This is a genomic window from Allobosea sp. 05T433, from assembly GCF_056396065.1.
On sequence record NZ_JBFTKS010000002.1, the window covers coordinates 322,528 to 339,158 of the forward strand.

14 protein-coding genes are annotated in these 16,631 nt (G+C 66.9%); 12 read left to right on the top strand and 2 right to left on the bottom strand.

Annotation, left to right across the window (positions count from 1 at the left end):
- Nucleotides 1-37 precede the first annotated feature (37 nt).
- Complete coding sequence (locus AC1DGP_RS03690) at nucleotides 38-484, top strand: MarR family winged helix-turn-helix transcriptional regulator (RefSeq protein ID WP_441504708.1); 447 nt, start codon at nucleotides 38-40, stop codon at nucleotides 482-484.
- A 22-nt stretch (nucleotides 485-506) separates the two neighbouring features.
- On the opposite strand, the gene AC1DGP_RS03695 is transcribed toward AC1DGP_RS03690, so the two are convergent.
- Nucleotides 507-983, bottom strand: coding sequence for a MarR family winged helix-turn-helix transcriptional regulator (locus tag AC1DGP_RS03695; protein ID WP_441504709.1), 477 nt, complete (start codon nucleotides 981-983; stop codon nucleotides 507-509).
- A gap of 143 nt (nucleotides 984-1,126) precedes the next feature.
- Between AC1DGP_RS03695 and AC1DGP_RS03700 the strand changes: the two genes are divergently transcribed.
- The 9 genes from AC1DGP_RS03700 (at nucleotide 1,127) to AC1DGP_RS03740 (ending at nucleotide 11,153) form a co-directional block, all read left to right on the top strand.
- On the top strand, nucleotides 1,127-1,897 hold the full coding sequence (locus tag AC1DGP_RS03700) for an alpha/beta hydrolase (RefSeq protein WP_441504710.1): 771 nt from the start codon (nucleotides 1,127-1,129) through the stop codon (nucleotides 1,895-1,897).
- Nucleotides 1,898-2,091: 194 nt separating this feature from the next.
- Nucleotides 2,092-2,799 (top strand): GntR family transcriptional regulator, encoded by a 708-nt coding sequence (locus AC1DGP_RS03705; RefSeq protein ID WP_441504711.1) that lies wholly within the window; start codon nucleotides 2,092-2,094, stop codon nucleotides 2,797-2,799.
- A 123-nt stretch (nucleotides 2,800-2,922) separates the two neighbouring features.
- On the top strand, nucleotides 2,923-3,885 hold the full coding sequence (locus AC1DGP_RS03710) for a dihydrodipicolinate synthase family protein (RefSeq protein WP_441488636.1): 963 nt from the start codon (nucleotides 2,923-2,925) through the stop codon (nucleotides 3,883-3,885).
- Between the two features lie 87 nt (nucleotides 3,886-3,972).
- Entirely contained in the window at nucleotides 3,973-5,214 is a 1,242-nt protein-coding gene (locus AC1DGP_RS03715; protein ID WP_441504712.1) for an NAD(P)/FAD-dependent oxidoreductase, read from the top strand.
- A gap of 12 nt (nucleotides 5,215-5,226) precedes the next feature.
- A complete protein-coding gene (locus tag AC1DGP_RS03720; RefSeq protein WP_441504713.1) occupies nucleotides 5,227-6,228 on the top strand; it encodes a 4-hydroxyproline epimerase in 1,002 nt (333 codons plus the stop codon).
- Nucleotides 6,229-6,482: 254 nt separating this feature from the next.
- A complete protein-coding gene (locus AC1DGP_RS03725) occupies nucleotides 6,483-7,307 on the top strand; it encodes an inositol monophosphatase family protein (protein ID WP_441504714.1) in 825 nt (274 codons plus the stop codon).
- 57 nt (nucleotides 7,308-7,364) lie between these two features.
- Nucleotides 7,365-8,423, top strand: a complete 1,059-nt coding sequence (locus AC1DGP_RS03730) for an ABC transporter ATP-binding protein (RefSeq protein WP_441504715.1) — start codon at nucleotides 7,365-7,367, stop codon at nucleotides 8,421-8,423.
- A complete protein-coding gene (locus AC1DGP_RS03735; protein WP_441504716.1) occupies nucleotides 8,420-10,060 on the top strand; it encodes an ABC transporter permease in 1,641 nt (546 codons plus the stop codon). Before AC1DGP_RS03730 ends, AC1DGP_RS03735 begins: the two co-directional genes overlap by 4 nt.
- A gap of 85 nt (nucleotides 10,061-10,145) precedes the next feature.
- The gene (locus AC1DGP_RS03740; RefSeq protein ID WP_441504717.1) at nucleotides 10,146-11,153 is read left to right on the top strand and encodes an ABC transporter substrate-binding protein; all 1,008 of its coding nucleotides are present in this window, start codon (nucleotides 10,146-10,148) and stop codon (nucleotides 11,151-11,153) included.
- 90 nt (nucleotides 11,154-11,243) lie between these two features.
- Here AC1DGP_RS03740 and AC1DGP_RS03745 read toward each other — a convergent pair whose 3' ends face one another.
- Nucleotides 11,244-11,876 (bottom strand): LysE family translocator, encoded by a 633-nt coding sequence (locus AC1DGP_RS03745; protein WP_441504718.1) that lies wholly within the window; start codon nucleotides 11,874-11,876, stop codon nucleotides 11,244-11,246.
- 434 nt (nucleotides 11,877-12,310) lie between these two features.
- Between AC1DGP_RS03745 and AC1DGP_RS03750 the strand changes: the two genes are divergently transcribed.
- Both AC1DGP_RS03750 and AC1DGP_RS03755 read left to right on the top strand, forming a co-directional pair.
- Nucleotides 12,311-13,420: an efflux RND transporter periplasmic adaptor subunit gene (locus AC1DGP_RS03750; protein WP_441504719.1), complete on the top strand. Its 1,110-nt coding sequence runs from the start codon at nucleotides 12,311-12,313 to the stop codon at nucleotides 13,418-13,420.
- A gap of 16 nt (nucleotides 13,421-13,436) precedes the next feature.
- Nucleotides 13,437-16,631 (top strand): efflux RND transporter permease subunit, encoded by a 3,195-nt coding sequence (locus AC1DGP_RS03755; RefSeq protein ID WP_441504720.1) that lies wholly within the window; start codon nucleotides 13,437-13,439, stop codon nucleotides 16,629-16,631.

Sequence of the window (16,631 nt, forward strand, 5' to 3'; positions counted from 1 at the left end):
ACATAGGAGCCTATATAACAACATAGGAGCCTATGCAATGACATCCGAGGACTGGGACCCGATGGCCTATCCCGGCCATTATTTCAGCCGGATCGCGCGCGGCCTGGCCCGGATCGGTGATCTACGCCTCGGAAAGATCGGTTTCGCCACCGCTCAGCTTCCGGTGCTGGCCGCCCTGAAAGACGGGGACGGTCGATCGCAAACCGAGCTCGCGCGCTGGGCAAGGGTCGAACAGCCGACAATGGCGCAGCTTCTCGCGCGCATGGAGCGTGACGGCATCATCCGGCGGGAGCCCGATCCGGCCGATCGCCGCAGCAGCCTGATCTCGCTGACGCAGGAGGCACGCGACCGCCTGCCGGCGGGACGGGCGATCCTTCAGCAGAGCAATGAAGAGATGACGCGTGGTCTCTCGGCTGAAGACCTGCAGACGCTGATCGCATTACTCCGTCGCGTGCTCGGGAATCTCGAGGCGATGGAGCGATAGCGCCGGGCGGTCGATCACATGGTCATTCCACGCCCTCCGCTCCGGCCGCCTGGTGGGCGCCGGTTGCGTCGCGCATGCCCTGGCGCAGGGCCTGGACGCGGCTGTTGAGCTCGATCATCTCGGGCACGGCGAAGCCGGAATGGCGCAAGAGCGCATCGGTCAGGCACCCTGTCTTGGGATGCAGGCTCCTGCCCTTCTCCGTGAGATGGACCTCGACCAGACGCTCGTCGATGGTGCTGCGCCGACGGGCGAGAAAGCCCGCCGCCTCGAGCCGCTTGACCGCGGGCGTGATCGTGCTCGGCTCGAGCGCGAGGCGCTCGCCGATCGCCCCGATCGTCAGGCCGTCCCGCTCCCAGAGCGCGCTCAGCACGAGATATTGCGTATAGGTCACGCCGAGCGCGTCCAGCATCGGCTTGTAGACGCGCTGGATCGCCAGCGAGGCGGAATAGATCGAGAAACAGAGCTGGCCGTCGAGCGGCAGCGTCGGGGCATCGGTCATCGGCATCCTCCAGGGGCCTCGCGGGCCCAGATCTCGAAAAACAATATCGCGATAAAGAAATCGCTTTACAAGGCCGCGGGGCCTCTGTATCGAGTTACATATCGCGATAATGATTATCGCAGAAACAGGAAGGAGCCACCGTCATGACCAAGTCCCTGATCGCTGCCGCCGCCCTCTCCGCTACCGTTGCCCTCTCCGCCGTCGTCGCCGGCACCGCCGCCGAGGCCGCCCCTGCCGTCAGGAACGTCGTCCTCGTCCATGGCGGCTTCGTCGACGGCTCGGGCTGGCAGGGCGTCTACAATATCCTCCGGAAAAAGGGCTACAGCGTCACCATCGTCCAGAACCCGACGACCTCGCTGGCCGACGATGTCGCCTTCACCAAGCGGGCGATCGCCCAGCAGGATGGCCCGGTCATCCTGGTCGGCCATTCCTATGGCGGCGTCGTCGTCAGCGAGGCCGGCACCGATCCGAAGGTCAAGGCGGTCGTCTACATCGCCGCCTTCGCGCCGGATCAGGGCGAGTCGGTCTCCTCGCTGATCGCCAACCCGCCTCCCGGCGCATCAGTCCCGCCGATCCTGCCGCCCGTCGACGGCTTCCTCGCCCTCGACAAGGCTAGGTTCGCCGCCGCCTTCGCCGCCGATGTCGATGCCGACACCGCCGCCCTGATGGCGGATTCGCAGGTGCCCTGGGGCGTCGCGGCGCTGGCCGGCGCGGTCACCAATCCGGCCTGGAAGATGAAGCCGAGCTTCTATCTCGTCGCCAGCGACGACCACATGATCCCGCCCCCGGCCCAGCACCAGATGGCCAAGCGCGCCGGATCAACCGTCGTCGAGACCAAGGGCAGCCATGCCGTCTATGTCTCGAAGCCGGCCGTCGTCGCCGAGATCATCGAGAAAGCCGCCAACGCGAAGTGACCGGACCAGGACGGTCGAGCCGATCCATCACCGTCGCCATCGATCTTCAGGGCGGGCCCAGAGCGGGCCCGCCCTTCCCGCTTTGGCTGTGCGTCAGGCGAGTTTCGTTTCGTTGCGTGCGCAAGGCGCCCCTCGAAGCGATTGATCCGCCTTGGCGCCGCCAGTATCCTTCTTGTCGACAAGAGGATCTGCCGATGAAGACGACGAAACAATCTGCCGCCGCTCCCGAGCGCAAGCGCGGCTCGGGCGTGAAGGTCGTCTATGATCTGCTGCGGGACGAGATCCTCGACCTCGTGCTGCCGCCGGGCAGCCCGATCGACGAAGTCCAGCTCGCCGAGCGATTCAAGATGTCGCGCACGCCCATTCGCGAGGCGCTGGTGCGGCTGGCGGGCGAAAGGCTGATCGACACGCTGCCCAACCGCTCGACGATGGTGTCGAACCTCGATTTCCTCAACATGTCGCCGTTCTTCGACGCCCTCGTGCTGATGTACCGGGTGACGACGCAGCTCGCGGCACAGCATCATCGCCCGCAGGATCTGGTCACCATCCGCGCCCGGCAGAAGGAATTCGCCGCCGCCGTGCAGGCGCAGGACGCGCTGGCGATGATCGCGACGAACGCGGCGTTTCATTCCGCCATCGCCGAGGCCGGCCGCAACCCGTATTTCAACAGCCTGTTCAGCCGCCTGCTCGATGAAGGGCGGCGCTTCCTCAGGCTCTACTATCAGTCCTACGAGGACCGGCTGCCGCAGCGTTTCGTCGAGGAGCATGAAGCGATGATCGCCGCGATCATCGCCCGGGACGTCGTCGCAGCAGAGCGCCTCGGCAAGGCCCACGCCGATCAGATCGTCCAGCAAATCCAGAAGCTTATGGTCGGCGACGAGCGCCTGGAGATTGCCCTTTAGGACGCTCGCCTAATTCTTGTCGACAAATAATATGCAAACAGATATATCAGGACGCAGAGACGAGCATCGTCGCCCTTGCGGCGCTGCGAACTCCACCATTCGGCAAGCCAGAAGGAGATCGACATGAAGGCCAAGATTTTCTCCGGTGTGATCCCCGCGCTGATGACCCCGTGCAAGGCGGATCGAACCCCCGACTTCGATGCCCTGGTGCGCAAGGGCAAGGAGCTGATCGCTGAAGGCATGTCGGCGGTGGTCTATTGCGGCTCGATGGGAGATTGGCCGCTGCTGACCGATGCCCAGCGCATGGAAGGCGTCGAGCGCCTGGTGAAGGCCGGCATTCCGGTGATCGTCGGCACCGGCGCGGTCAACACCGCTTTAGCGGTGGCTCACGCGGCCCATGCGCAGAAGGTCGGCGCCCAGGGCTTGATGGTGATCCCGCGCGTCTTGTCCCGCGGCACCGTCCTCCTCGCCCAGAAGGCGCATTTCAAGGCGATCCTCTCGGCTGCGCCGGATCTGCCGGCGGTGATCTATAACAGCCCCTATTATGGCTTCGCGACGCGGGCCGACCTGTTCTTCGCCCTGCGGGCCGAGCACAAGAACCTCGTCGGCTTCAAGGAATTCGGCGGTCCCGCCGACATGCGCTACGCCGCCGAGACCATCACCAGCGGCGACGATGACGTTTCGCTGATGATCGGCGTCGATACCGCCGTCGTCCATGGCTATGTGAATTGCGGCGCGACGGGCGCGATCACCGGCATCGGCAATGTGCTGCCGAAAGAAGTGATCCATCTCTGCAAGCTCTCCCAGGCGGCGGCGGCCGGCGATGCCGAGGCGCGCCAGCGCGCACTGGAGCTCGAACAGGCTCTCGGCGTGCTCTCGTCCTTCGACGAGGGTCCCGATCTCGTGCTCTATTTCAAGCATATGATGGTGCTGAAGGGGGCCAAGGAATACACCCTGCACTTCAACGAGACGGATGCCTTGACCGCGAGCCAGCGCGGCTATGCCGAGGCGCAGCTCGCGCTCTTCGACAGCTGGTATGCGGCCTGGAACACGCTTCCCGGCGCCGTCCAGAAATATGCCGCCTGAGGGCGGGTTTAAGGTCGGGCGTGGCGGCGGAGCTTTCCGCCGCYACGCCGCGTCCGCTCGCCGATTGAGCCAAGCAGGTCTTCGTTGATGGCCGATCCCGATGTCATCGTCATAGGCGCCGGCGTCGTCGGCCTCTCCGCAGCGATCGCGGCGCAGGGGCGCGGCCTGTCGGTCATCGTGCTTGATCGCGAAGGACCGGCGGCCGGCGCGTCAGCCGGCAATGCCGGCGCCTTCGCCTTCACCGATATCCTGCCGCTCGCATCGCCCGGCATTCTCAAGAAGGCGCCGCGCTGGCTCGCCGACCCGCTCGGGCCGCTCTCGGTGCCGCCGCGCTATGCGCTGCAGATCGCCCCCTGGATGTATCGCTTCTGGCGAGCCTGCTCGCCCCGGAACGTGGAGCAGTCCACGGCGGCGCAGACGGCCCTGATGGACCTGTCGAAAGCCGAGCTCGAGCCGCTGCTGCAGGCCACCGGCACCAGCTACATGCTGCGCAAGGAGGGCAACCTCCAAGTCTACGAGAGCGAAGCCGAGCTGAAAGCCTCGCTTCCCGGCTGGCAGGCGCGGGAAAAGCACGGCGTCGCCTTCCGCCATCTGAATGCCGCCGGCATGGCCGAGATCCAGCCCGGCCTTGCGCCGCGCTTCACGCATGGCACCTTCACGCCCGGCTGGTACTCGATTGCCGATCCCAAACTCTACACCCTTGCCCTCGCGGAGGCGTTCCGCAGCCGGGGTGGCGTGATCGAGCGTCTCGATGTTTCGGGCCTCACGCCACTCGGGGATACTGTCGCGATCCATTCGCGCGACGGCGGCACACGCTGCGCGCCGCAGGTCGTCATCGCAGCGGGCGCCTTCTCCCATCTGATCGCCCGCAGCCTCGCAGAGCACATTCCCCTCGAAACCGAGCGCGGCTACAACACCACCCTCCCCACTGACGCCTTCGACCTGCGCACGCAGATCACCTTCGGCGGCCACGGCTTCGTCGCCACCCGGCTCTCGACCGGCATCCGCGTCGGAGGCGCCGTCGAGCTCGGCGGCCTGAATCTGCCGCCGAATTTCGCCCGTTCGGAGGCGATGCTGAAGAAGGCGCGCCTCTTCCTGCCCGGCCTGAAGTCCGAGGGCGGCGTGCAGTGGATGGGCTTTCGCCCCTCGCTGCCCGACAGCCTGCCGGCGATCGGGCGGGCGCGGGCCACGCCGCGCGTGATCCACGCCTTCGGCCACGGCCATCTCGGCCTGACCCAATCGGCAGGGACCGCCCGGCTCGTCGCCGATCTCTTGACCGGGCGCGAGCCCGCAATCGACCTTGCCCCCTTTTCCTCGCAGCGCTTCTGAAGGGCCCGGACCATGGCCAGCTACACCTTCTCCTGCATCGACGGACATACCTGCGGCAATCCGGTCCGCCTCGTCTCGGGCGGCGGCCCGCGGCTGGAAGGCGCCGACATGCTGGAGAAGCGCGCGCATTTCCTGCGTGAGTTCGACTGGATCCGCACCGGCCTGATGTTCGAGCCGCGCGGGCACGACATGATGTCGGGCTCGATCCTCTATCCGCCGACCCGGCCCGATTGCGACGTCGCCGTGCTCTTCATCGAGACCTCCGGCTGCCTGCCGATGTGCGGCCACGGCACCATCGGCACGATCACCATGGGCATCGAGAACGGCCTGATCACCCCGCGCGAGCCGGGCAAGCTCTCGATCGAGGCGCCCGCCGGCAAGGTCGACATCACCTATCGCCAGGAGGGCCGCTTCGTCGAGGAGGTGCGCCTGACCAATGTGCCGGGCTTCCTCGCCGCCGAAGGCCTGACGGCCGAGGTCGAAGGGCTCGGCGAGATCGTGGTCGATGTCGCCTATGGCGGCAATTTCTATGCGATCGTCGAGCCGCAGAAGAATTTTCGCGATATGGCCGACCATACCGCCGGCGAGCTCGTCGGCTGGTCGCCAAAACTGCGCGCCGCCCTCAATGCCAAATACGAGTTCGTCCATCCCGAGCATCCGCAGATCAGCGGCCTGAGCCATATCCAGTGGACGGGCAAGCCGACGAAGCCGGAAGCGCATGCGCGCAATGCCGTGTTCTATGGCGAGAAGGCGATCGACCGCTCGCCCTGCGGCACCGGCACCTCGGCGCGCATGGCGCAGCTCGCGGCCAAGGGCCGGCTCAAGGTCGGCGACGAGTTCGTGCACGAATCGATCATCGGCTCGCTGTTCAACGGCCGCGTCGAGGCAGCGACCACCGTCGCGGGCAAGCCGGCGATCATCCCCTCCATCGCCGGCTGGGCCCGGATGACCGGCATCAACACGATCTTCATCGACGATCGCGACCCCTTCGCCCACGGCTTCGTCGTCAAATAAGGGACGGCTCAGAAGCGACGGAGCGCGGCGGCGGGTGAACGCCGCGCTGGCCGTGCGCTTGCTTCCCGGCTAACAAGTTTTCGCGGGGCGTTGGGGCCGCTGTGTCGCGCCGAATCGGCATTCCCTAAGGGCGGCGGGGCGCGGCCCGGCGGTTTTTCCGCGCATTACTCCTCGTCCCGAGCCCGCACGGCGCTCAATTCCATAGTCGGCGAAGCAAAATACTTATTGTATTTTTCTTGTATCATGACATTCTGATGACATCTCGAAGCGGTGGTGAGGCGGGGATGCGCTCCAAGGAAGAGGAAGACAGCTGGCTCGCCTTCGCCTGGCAATTGGCGCAGGAGAGCGGCAGCATCCTGCGGGAGGCGGCAACCGTCCGGCCCGATGTCGAGGTCAAGCCCGACCGCAGCTTCGTCACCGCGCTCGATGCGCGCATCGAACGGCGCCTGCGCGAGCGCATCGCCGACCGCTTTCCCAGCCATGGCATCATCGGCGAGGAGGAAGCCTCCGCGAATTCCGACGCCGATCTGGTCTGGGTGCTCGACCCGATCGACGGCACCGCCGCCTTCATTGCCGGCCTGCCGGTCTATGGCACGCTGATCGCGCTGATGCGCGAGGGCGAGCCGATCATCGGCATCATCGACCATCCCGTCACCGGCGACCGCTGGATCGGCGTCAGGGGCCGGCCGACCCTGCATAATGGCAGCCCCTGCCGCACCCGCGCCTGCGGCGCGCTGGGCGAGGCCATTCTCTCCGCCAGCAATCCCGATTTCTTCGACGACGAGGAGCGTCCGGCACTCGACGCCATGCGCGCGGCGACCGCCTGGCGGATCTGGGGCGGCGCCTGCATGAGTTTTGGCCTGCTGGCGAGCGGGCGCACCGATGCCGCCTTCGACACCAGGATGAAGCTCTGGGATTTCGCGCCCTTCCGCCCGATCATCGAAGGGGCCGGCGGCGTCGTCACCGACTGGGAAGGCCAGCCGCTCACCCAGAGCACGGGCAAGCGCATCATGGCGGCGGGCGATCCCGCGCGCCACCGCGAGATGCTGCGGCTCGTCGAGACCAGCATGAAACACTGAGCCAACCCGCTCCGAGACGGCGCCGATCCGCCGGAGTTCCAGCACCGAGGGGGAGATATGGGTATCGCGATCGAGAATCTGGCCGTCGCCTATGGCGGCCAGCGCGTCATCGACGGGCTCGAACTGACGATCGAGCCGGGCTCCTTCTTCACCCTGCTCGGCCCCAGCGGTTGCGGCAAGACCACCCTGCTGCGCACCATTGCCGGCTTCGTCCCGGCCGAGCGTGGGCATCTGCGCTTCGGCGGTACCGAGGTGACGCATCTGCCGCCGCATAAGCGCGATATCGGCATGGTCTTCCAGGACTATGCGCTGTTTCCCGACAAGACCGTCTTCGACAATGTCGCCTATGGCCTGCGCGCCCGCAAACAGGCGGAAGGCGTGATCAAGACCAAGGTCCAGGCCTCACTGGAGCGCGTCGGCCTCGGCCATCTCGGCCAGCGCCATCCGGCCGCGCTCTCGGGCGGCCAGCGCCAGCGCGTCGCGCTGGCGCGCGCCCTCGTCATCCAGCCGCAGGTGCTGCTGATGGACGAGCCGCTCTCCAATCTCGATGCCAAGCTGCGCCTGCAGGTGCGCGAGACCATCGTCGAGCTGCAGCGCGAGGCGAAGATCACCACCGTCTTCGTCACCCATGACCGCGAAGAGGCGCTGGCCATGTCCGACCGCATCGGCGTGATGAACCAGGGCCGGCTCGAGCAGGTCGGCACGGCGGCGCAGATCTATCGCGAGCCGCGCACCAGCTATGTCGCGGACTTCGTCGGCGGCGCCAATCTGGTCGAGGTCGACACGCTGGCGCGCCAGGCCGGCGAGACCGGCCCGGTCGTGCTCGACGGCACGGCGATCGCGGCCCGTGCGCCGGCGGCGCTCGCGGCCGGCCGCGCGACGCTGGTGGCGCGGCCCGAAGACATCCTGCTCGCCGAGCCCGGCAGCGCCGGCACCCTGCCCGGCCGCATCGCGCATCGGCAATATCTCGGCGGCAAGACCAGCTACAAGGTCGTGCTCGACAGCGGGCGCGTTCTGGCGGTCGATCTCCAGAGCGGCGCCCATGACCGTTTCGAGCCCGGCGCCAAGGTCGGCCTCGGCTTCGATCCGGCCCGGACGCTGGTGCTCGCATCATGAGCCGGCAGTTCCGCTCGGTCTGGTTCTGGTTCTCGGCGCTGGCGCTCGGGATCCTGGCCGTGTTCCTGCTCTATCCCCTGCTCAGGGTGCTGACCGGCAGCCTGGGCAGCGGCAGCCATAGCGGCTGGGCGCTGCTCGCGGCCGATCCGAAATATTTCGCCGCCATCCTCAACACGATCGTGCTCGGCGTCGCCGTCACCCTGACCACGACGCTGATCGGCGTGCCGCTCGCCTATTTCACGGCGCGCTTCGAATTCCCGGGCAAATCGATCGTCGCGGTGCTGCCGCTAATCACGCTCGTCATCCCCGAGGTCATCGCGGCCCAGACCTGGCTGATGATGCTCGGCAATAACGGCTTCATCACCCGCTATCTCGGCGCGCGGGGCATCGACATCCCGAGCTTCTACGGCTGGCCCGGCCTGATCACGGTGATGACCTTCACCTATTACACCTACATCTATATCGGCACGCTCGCCGCCATCCGCGGCTTCGACGTCCAGCTCGAGGAAGCCGCCCAGAGCCTCGGCACCTCGCCGGCGCGCTCGCGGCTGCGCGTGATGCTGCCCGTGGTCCTGCCCTCGGTGCTCGCCAGCTCGCTCCTCGTCTTCACCCTCGTCGTCGGCAATTTCGCGACCGCGACCATTCTGGGCAGCCGCGTGCCGCTGCTCTCGGTGCTGACCTACCAGGCGGCGGTCGCCGAGGGCGGCTCCGACCCGGTGATGCAGTCGACGCTGGCGACGGTCTCGATCGCGCTCGTGATGATCGTGCTCTTCGTGCAGCGCTGGATCGTCTCGCGCGGCCGCCACGAGGTCACGCAGGGGCGCGGCGCCAGGGCCGAGCGGCTGCGCGGCCTGCCCGGCCTGTTCATCGGCCTGCTCGCCGGGCTGCTCGTCGTCGTCTCGCTGCTGCCGCTCGGCTCGATCGTGATCGGCGCCTTCACCGTCTCGCGCGGCCCGGTGATGCGCTGGGGCGAATGGACGACGGCCCATGTCGAGCGGCTGGTGCGGATCGCGCCCGATCCGGTGCTGAACACGCTGGCCTATTCCGCCGTCGCGACCGTGATCGGCATCACCTTCAGCGCGCTCGTCAGCTATCTCATCGTCAAGAAGCGCAATATCCTGACGCCGGCGCTGGATTATCTGACGGCGCTGCCGCTGGCGCTGTCGGGCACGATCATCGGCCTTGGCCTGGTGATGTCCTTCAACACCGGCTTCCTGCCGTTGACCGGCACGGCGAGCATCATCGTGCTCGCCTATGTCGTGCGCCGATTGCCCTTCGGCATCCGCAACTCCTCCTCGACGCTCTACAATATCCCGAACTCGATCGAGGAGGCCTCGGTCAGCCTCGGCGTGCCGCCGGTCGCGACCTTCTTCAAGGTCGTGCTGCCGCTGATGCTGCCGGCCGTCGCCGCGGCCGCGGTGCTGACCTGGACGACCACCGTCGCCGAGCTCTCGGCCTCGATCATCGTCTATTCCGGCGGGCGCGAGACGATGCCGATCCAGATCTACAAGCTGATCGATTCCAACCTGATGGCCTCGGCCTCCGCCTATGGCCTCGTGCTGGTCGCGGTGATCCTGATCCCGATCATCGTCGCGACCCGCGTCTTCAAGATCGACCTGTTCTCGTCAAAGGCCTGAACGGTTCCAGAAAACGACCAAGCCGGGCCGGCTCCGCCTCGCCGTCCGGACACAGCAAGGGGAAGGCGGGGAGAAAGGAACGACCATGACAAACCTGATCGACCGCCGCGCCGTCCTTGCCGGGCTAGCGGGCCTTGCGGCCGCACCGGCGCTACCGGCTTTCGCCCAGGGTGCAGCGGGCACCGTCGTGCTCTACACCTCGAACAATGCCCAGGCCGTGGACGCCGTGCTCGGCGTCGCCAAGGACAAGCAGGCAAAACTCAAGATCAGCACGATCACCGGCGGCTCCGGCCAGCTCCTGCGCCGGATCGAGGCTGAAGCCGCCAAGCCCCAGGCCGATCTGTTCTGGAGCTCGAGCGCCAATACGCTCGGCGCCTTCAAGCCGCTCTTCGAGCCCTATGCCTCGCCGGAAGCCGCCGCGATCCCGGCAGCCCTGCGCCAGCCGGAGAACCTCTGGACCGCCTCGAACGTCCATCTCGTCGTGGCCATGGTCAACAAGAACCAGCTCGGCGGCAAGCCGGCGCCAAAGACCTGGAAGGAGCTGCTCGACCCGGCCTTCAAGGGCAAGATCATCATCGCCGACCCCGCCAACAGCTCGACCGCCTATACGATCCTGTGGGGCGTCGAGAAGCTGCTCGGCCCCGATGGGCTGAAGGCGCTCGCCGCGAACCTGACGGTGTCCAGCGCCGCCTCGACGGTGCTGCGCAGCGTCGGCCAGGGCGAATACCCGATCGGACTGACCTTCGAGTCGAATGCCTATGCCTATGTCGCCGGCGGCCAGCGCGAGATCTCGCTGGTCTACCCCAGTGAGGGCACGTTCAGCACGCCGGAATTCCAGGTGCTGATCAAGGGCGCGCCGGGCGGCGCCACGGCAAAGGCCGCCTATGACCTGATGCTCTCGAAGGAGGCCCAGATCGCCCTTCTGGAGAACGCCTTCCGCCGGCCGAGCCGCAGCGACATCGACGTCTCCAAACATGTCGAGCTGCCGGCCATGGACAGCGTCAAGGTCTTCGGCATCGACGAGGACGAAGCCGCGGCCAAGCGCGACGAGTTCCTCAAGCGCTGGCAGTCCTTCGCGAGCGCCGCGAAGTAAGGGCGAAAGCTCAGCTCTTGAAAACGCCCGGCCACGGTTTCCGCGGCCGGGCGTTTTTTTGCCTCGTGTCGTGTCACGCGCGAGGCACGCTCAGTTCCTGGCCCCGAGCGCGAGACGGCAGGCCAGCCCCGCGAACACACCCGCGAGCAGATACTGGGGCAACCTGGGGAAGCGGAGCCGGCCGGCAACAAGGCTACGAAGCCGGGTGCCGAGCAGGATCACCGCGCCGTTCACGAGGAAGCCGATGCCGTTGATGATGGTGGCGAGCACCAGCATCTGCGCCACCATCGAGCCGCCTTCAGGCGTCACGAATTGCGGAAACAGCGCCAGGACGAAGAGCGCCATCTTTGGATTGAGCAGGTTGGTCGCAAGGCCCTCCCCGAGGATCCGCCGCCCTGACAGCCGCTGCAGCGTCGCTGTCGGAGAAAACCCTGCTCCGTCCGAGCGCAAGGTCTTCCAGGCGAGATAGAGCAGATAGGCGCAGCCGGCCCAGCGCAGGATCTCATAGGCGATCGGCACGGTCAGGAAGAGTTGGGAGAGCCCGAGCGCGGCGGCCAGCGCATGGCAATAGGTGCCGAGCGCGATGCCGGCATAGGTCAAAAACCCGGCGCTGCGCCCCTGGCTGATGCTGCGCGAGGCAATCAGCAGCATGTCGGGGCCGGGCGTGGCGGTGAGCACCACGGAAGCGGCGGCAAAGAGCATGAGGGTGGAGAGATCCGGCATTGCGATTTCCTTCGAAAGGAGCCGGAATTCCGCTCTACCAGGATTCGCTGGTCGGGCAAGGCGCCCTCCCCGGTGCGACCGGCGGCGCCAGCGGCAGATCGAACGCGCGCGGCGATTTCGGGCTCACCGTCAGCGCTCTCACGACCACGCTCGAGCTGACGCGCGGTGCGCGCTACGGCCCCTTTCAGCGAACACGGACACTTCGCGGAGACCGCCCCCCGAACGCGGCGAGCGCCGGGGCGGCCCAGGCGGAAGGTCCCGCAGCGACGATAATCAAATAACAAAATACGTGTGACGAATATTGACATTCGTCACACGTTAGCCGATCATGCTTGCGCTACCGGTGTTTCCTGAAGGTGCGATCCGCGCGTCAAACCCGCGATCCAGACCTTCCGCAGCACCCCTGTCCGGCCTCACAACAGTTCGAGGGCGCCATGCGCGGATCACCACTGCTTTCCAACGTCTTTCGCGCCACATCCATTGTGGGGCTCGCCGCGGTGCTCGCCGGTTGCGGGCCTTCGGACGGCGCAGAGCGCGCCGAAACGCACGACCAGGCCCGCCCCGTCCTGGCTCCGGCCGTCGCCTTCGAGCCAAGGACCGGCGAGCGCAGCCTCGTCGGTGTCATTCGTGCCCGCGTCGAAAGCGATCTTGGCTTCCGCGTGCAGGGGAAGGTCGCCAAGCGGCTCGTGAATGTCGGGGACGTGGTCCGGGACGGCGACGTGCTCGCCACGCTCGACGAGGCCGATTTCGGGCTCCAGGTCGCACAGGCCGAGGCGGAGCGCGCGGCAGCGGCCGCAAGCCGGGCGCAGGCCGAGGCCGATTTCGATCGCGCCAGGTCGCTGATCAAGCAGGGGTGGACGACAGCCGCCACGCTCGACGCAAGGCGCGCCGCTTCGGAGGAGGCGCGGAGCCGCCTCGCCCGCGCTGAACGTGCGCTGGACCTCGCCAGGAACGCCTCGTCCTACGCCGTCCTGCGCGCCGACGCGAACGGTGTCATCACCGCGACCGCGGTCGAGCCCGGCCAGGTCGTCCAGCCGGGATACGCGGCGATCCGGCTTGCCCGCACAGCAGAAAAGGAGGCCGTCGTGGCGATCCCGGAGGCCTCGGTCGAACGCGCGCGACAGGCGAAGGCCGTCGTCACGCTCTGGTCGAACGCCGGGGTCCGCTATGGCGCGACCTTGCGTGAACTGTCGCCTGCCGCCGACGCCGCGACGCGGACCTATCTCGCGCGCTTCCCTGTCGCGGCAGCAGGCCCGGAAGTGCAACTCGGCATGACGGCGACCGTAACCCTGACCGATTCCGATCCCGAGCGCATCGTTCGCCTGCCGCTGACAGCGCTCGTCAACCAGGGCGCGGGGCCGTCGGTGTGGACTGTGGGCCCGGACGGAAAGCTCGCAGCCAAGCCGGTCACCGTCGCCGTCTACGAAGCGAAGGACGTGATCGTCTCTGGCGGACTCGCGGAGGGCGACCGCGTTGTCCTGCTTGGCGCGCAGAAGCTCGACGCCGGCCTGACCGTTCGCGCCGTCGATCAATTCTCATTCTGAGAAGGCCCAGGACGCCATGAAAGAATTCAACCTTTCGCGCTGGGCTGTCGAGCACCGCGCCCTCGTCCTCTTCCTGATCATCGTGATCGCGATAGCGGGGACGTTGTCTTTCATGCGGCTCGGGCGTTCGGAGGATCCGAACTTCACGATCAAGGACGCCGTGCTGACGGCGGTGTGGCCAGGCGCCACGGCGCGCGAGATGCAGGACCAGGTCGCCGACCCCATCGAGAAGAAGCTGCAGGAGTTGGCCTATTTCGACAAGGTGCAGACCTATGTGAAGCCGTCCTTTGCGGCCATGCAGATCTCGTTCAAGGACAGCACGCCGCCGGCCGAGGTCGCGGGCCTGTTCTATCAGCTCCGCAAGAAGATGGACGATGTCCGGCCCTCCCTGCCGGCGGGCGTGATCGGCCCGAATGTCAATGACGAGTACGGCGATGTCGACTCGATCCTCACGATGCTGACGGGCGACGGCGCAGACTACGCTCAGCTCAAGAAGGTCGCCGATGCCTTGCGGCAACGGCTGCTCCGGGTTCCCGGCGTCGCGAAGGTGAACATCTACGGCGTCCAGCCGGAGCGCATCTATGTCGAGTTCAGCCATGCCAAGCTGGCGACGCTCGGCGTGGCGCCGCAGGCGCTCTTCGACTCGCTGGCCCGCCAGAACGACGTGACGCCCGCCGGGACCGTCGAGACGAACGCGCAACGCATTCCGCTTCGCGTCACCGGAGCGCTCGACGGCGTCAAGGCGGTGGCCGAAACGCCGGTCGATGCAGGAGGACGCACCTTCCGGCTCGGCGATATCGCAACCGTGACGCGCGGCTTCGTCGACCCACCGAGCTTTCTTGTCCGCCAACGCGGCGAACCCGCGCTCGGCGTGGGCGTCGTGATGGCGCGCGGCGCCAATATCCTGAGTTTCGGCAAGGACGTGGCCGCCGCGACGCGCGCGTTCCAGTTGGACGTGCCGCAGGGGGTCAAGTTCGAGCAGATTGCCGACCAGCCCGAGATCGTCGCGGAGTCGATCTTCGAGTTCGAGCGCTCCTTCGTCGAAGCGCTCGCCATCGTGCTCGGCGTTTCCTTCCTGTCGCTCGGCTGGCGCACGGGGATCGTGGTCGCGCTTTCGGTGCCGCTGGTGCTCGCAGCGACCTTCGTCGTGATGTACATGCTCGGCATGGACCTGCACCGGATCACGCTCGGTGCGCTGATCATCGCGCTCGGGCTGCTGGTCGACGATGCCATCATCGCGGTCGAGATGATGGTGGTGAAGATGGAGCAGGGCTACGACCGCATCCAGGCCGCAGCCTTTGCCTGGCGATCGACCGCCTTCCCGATGCTGACCGGCACCGCCGTCACCGTCGCGGGTTTCCTGCCCGTCGGCTTCGCGAAGTCGGGTGCGGGCGAGTATGCCGGAGGCATCTTCTGGGTCGTCGGGATCGCGCTCGCCCTGTCCTGGATCGTGGCGGTGGTCTTCACGCCCTATCTCGGGGTCCTGCTGCTGCCGTCGTCGCTGTCCAAGGGCGGCGCGCATGGAGACCCTGGCGCGATCTACGATACCCGCCTGTATCGCGCCCTGCGCCGGGCGATCCAGACCTGCGTGCGTTGGCGGCTGACGACTGTCGTCGTCACGGTCGGCATCTTCGCTGCTGCTGTCGTCGGGTTCGGCTTCGTCCAGCAGCAATTCTTCCCGTTATCGGAGCGCAAGGAGCTGTTCCTGCAGCTTCGCCTTCCCGAGGGCTCGTCGATCGGAGCCACGTCCGGCGTCGTCGCCGAGGCCGAAAAGCTGATCGGCCAGAGCGATCCCGACATCCAGACCTTCACGGCCTATGTCGGACAGGGCTCCCCGCGGTTCTGGCTCGGCCTGAATCCGACGCTGCCGAACGAGGCCTTCGCCGAGATCGTGATCCTGACGAAGTCGATCGAGGGCAGAGAGCGCGTCAAGTCGCGCCTCGATGCCGCGATCGGCGCTGGCGCCTTGACCCAGGCGCGCGCGCGCGTCGACCGCTTCTCCTTCGGACCGCCCGTCGGCTTTCCCGTCCAGTTCCGCGTGATCGGCCCGGACCCGATGAAGGTGCGCGAGATCTCCTACCAGGTCCGCGACGCCGTTCGCACCAACAGGAACGCGGTCAACCCGCATCTGGACTGGAACGAGATGTCGCCCTCGGTGAGGCTGGTGGTCGATCAGGAGCGGGCCCGTGCCCTTGGGCTGAACGTGCAGGATGTCTCGCAGACGCTGCAGACCCTTGTCTCCGGGGCGACCGTCACGACCGTTCGCGACGGCGTCGAGCAAGTCGCCGTGGTCGCGCGGGCCGGCGAAAGCGAAAGGCTGGATCTCGGCCATGTCGGCGACCTGACCATCGTCGCCCGCAACGGCGTCGCCGTTCCGCTGTCCCAGGTGGCAAGGCTCGATTATGTCCACGAGGATCCGATCCTGCGGCGGCGCAACCGCGACACCGTCATCACCGTGCGCGCCGACGTGGTGGACGGGGTCCAGCCGCCGGATGTGACGGCGCAGATCCTGCCGCGCCTGCAGTCGATCAAGAATGGCCTGGAGCCTGGCTACCGTATCGAGACAGGAGGCGCAGTCGAGGAGTCGGAGAAGGCGAACGCCGCGCTGTTCGTGCTCTTCCCCATCATGTTTCTCGCGATGCTGACCCTGTTGATGATCCAGCTGCAGAACTTCTCCCGCCTGGCCCTGGTCTTCATGACGGCGCCGCTTGGCCTGATCGGGACATCGGCAAGTCTCAATCTCGCCCATCAGCCCTTTGGCTTCACCGCGCTGCTGGGGCTGATCGCACTCGCCGGCATGATCATGCGCAATACGCTCATCCTCGTCGACCAGATCGAGAGCGATGTCGCATCGGGATCGCACAGCCGGCGCGAGGCGATCGTCGACGCGACGGTCAGGCGAGCGCGGCCCGTGGTGCTGACGGCGCTTGCGGCGATCCTCGCCATGATCCCGCTGTCGTCGAGCGCATTCTGGAGCCCGATGGCCGTCACCATCATGGGCGGGCTCTTTGTCGCGACCTTTCTCACGATCCTGTTCTTGCCGGCGCTCTACGCGCTATGGTTCCGCAAGTCGCTGGATGAGCGTGGCGCGCCGGCGGGGCCGGAGCCAGTCACGCTTGTGCCGAGCTTCGCGACCTCGGTTGCCCACCAGATCATCGGACCGGAATCGTATCCGGCTCGACGATCGAACCTCACGATTGTCTCGGAGTAG

Excerpts from the sequence above, each read along its gene's own strand:
- AC1DGP_RS03690 (WP_441504708.1), top strand. The coding sequence starts at position 38 with ATGACATCCGAGGACTGGGACCCGATGGCCTATCCCGGCCATTATTTC.
- AC1DGP_RS03695 (WP_441504709.1), bottom strand. The coding sequence starts at position 983 with ATGACCGATGCCCCGACGCTGCCGCTCGACGGCCAGCTCTGTTTCTCG.
- AC1DGP_RS03700 (WP_441504710.1), top strand. The coding sequence starts at position 1,127 with ATGACCAAGTCCCTGATCGCTGCCGCCGCCCTCTCCGCTACCGTTGCC.
- AC1DGP_RS03705 (WP_441504711.1), top strand. The coding sequence starts at position 2,092 with ATGAAGACGACGAAACAATCTGCCGCCGCTCCCGAGCGCAAGCGCGGC.
- AC1DGP_RS03710 (WP_441488636.1), top strand. The coding sequence starts at position 2,923 with ATGAAGGCCAAGATTTTCTCCGGTGTGATCCCCGCGCTGATGACCCCG.
- AC1DGP_RS03715 (WP_441504712.1), top strand. The coding sequence starts at position 3,973 with ATGGCCGATCCCGATGTCATCGTCATAGGCGCCGGCGTCGTCGGCCTC.
- AC1DGP_RS03720 (WP_441504713.1), top strand. The coding sequence starts at position 5,227 with ATGGCCAGCTACACCTTCTCCTGCATCGACGGACATACCTGCGGCAAT.
- AC1DGP_RS03725 (WP_441504714.1), top strand. The coding sequence starts at position 6,483 with ATGACATCTCGAAGCGGTGGTGAGGCGGGGATGCGCTCCAAGGAAGAG.
- AC1DGP_RS03730 (WP_441504715.1), top strand. The coding sequence starts at position 7,365 with ATGGGTATCGCGATCGAGAATCTGGCCGTCGCCTATGGCGGCCAGCGC.
- AC1DGP_RS03735 (WP_441504716.1), top strand. The coding sequence starts at position 8,420 with ATGAGCCGGCAGTTCCGCTCGGTCTGGTTCTGGTTCTCGGCGCTGGCG.
- AC1DGP_RS03740 (WP_441504717.1), top strand. The coding sequence starts at position 10,146 with ATGACAAACCTGATCGACCGCCGCGCCGTCCTTGCCGGGCTAGCGGGC.
- AC1DGP_RS03745 (WP_441504718.1), bottom strand. The coding sequence starts at position 11,876 with ATGCCGGATCTCTCCACCCTCATGCTCTTTGCCGCCGCTTCCGTGGTG.
- AC1DGP_RS03750 (WP_441504719.1), top strand. The coding sequence starts at position 12,311 with ATGCGCGGATCACCACTGCTTTCCAACGTCTTTCGCGCCACATCCATT.
- AC1DGP_RS03755 (WP_441504720.1), top strand. The coding sequence starts at position 13,437 with ATGAAAGAATTCAACCTTTCGCGCTGGGCTGTCGAGCACCGCGCCCTC.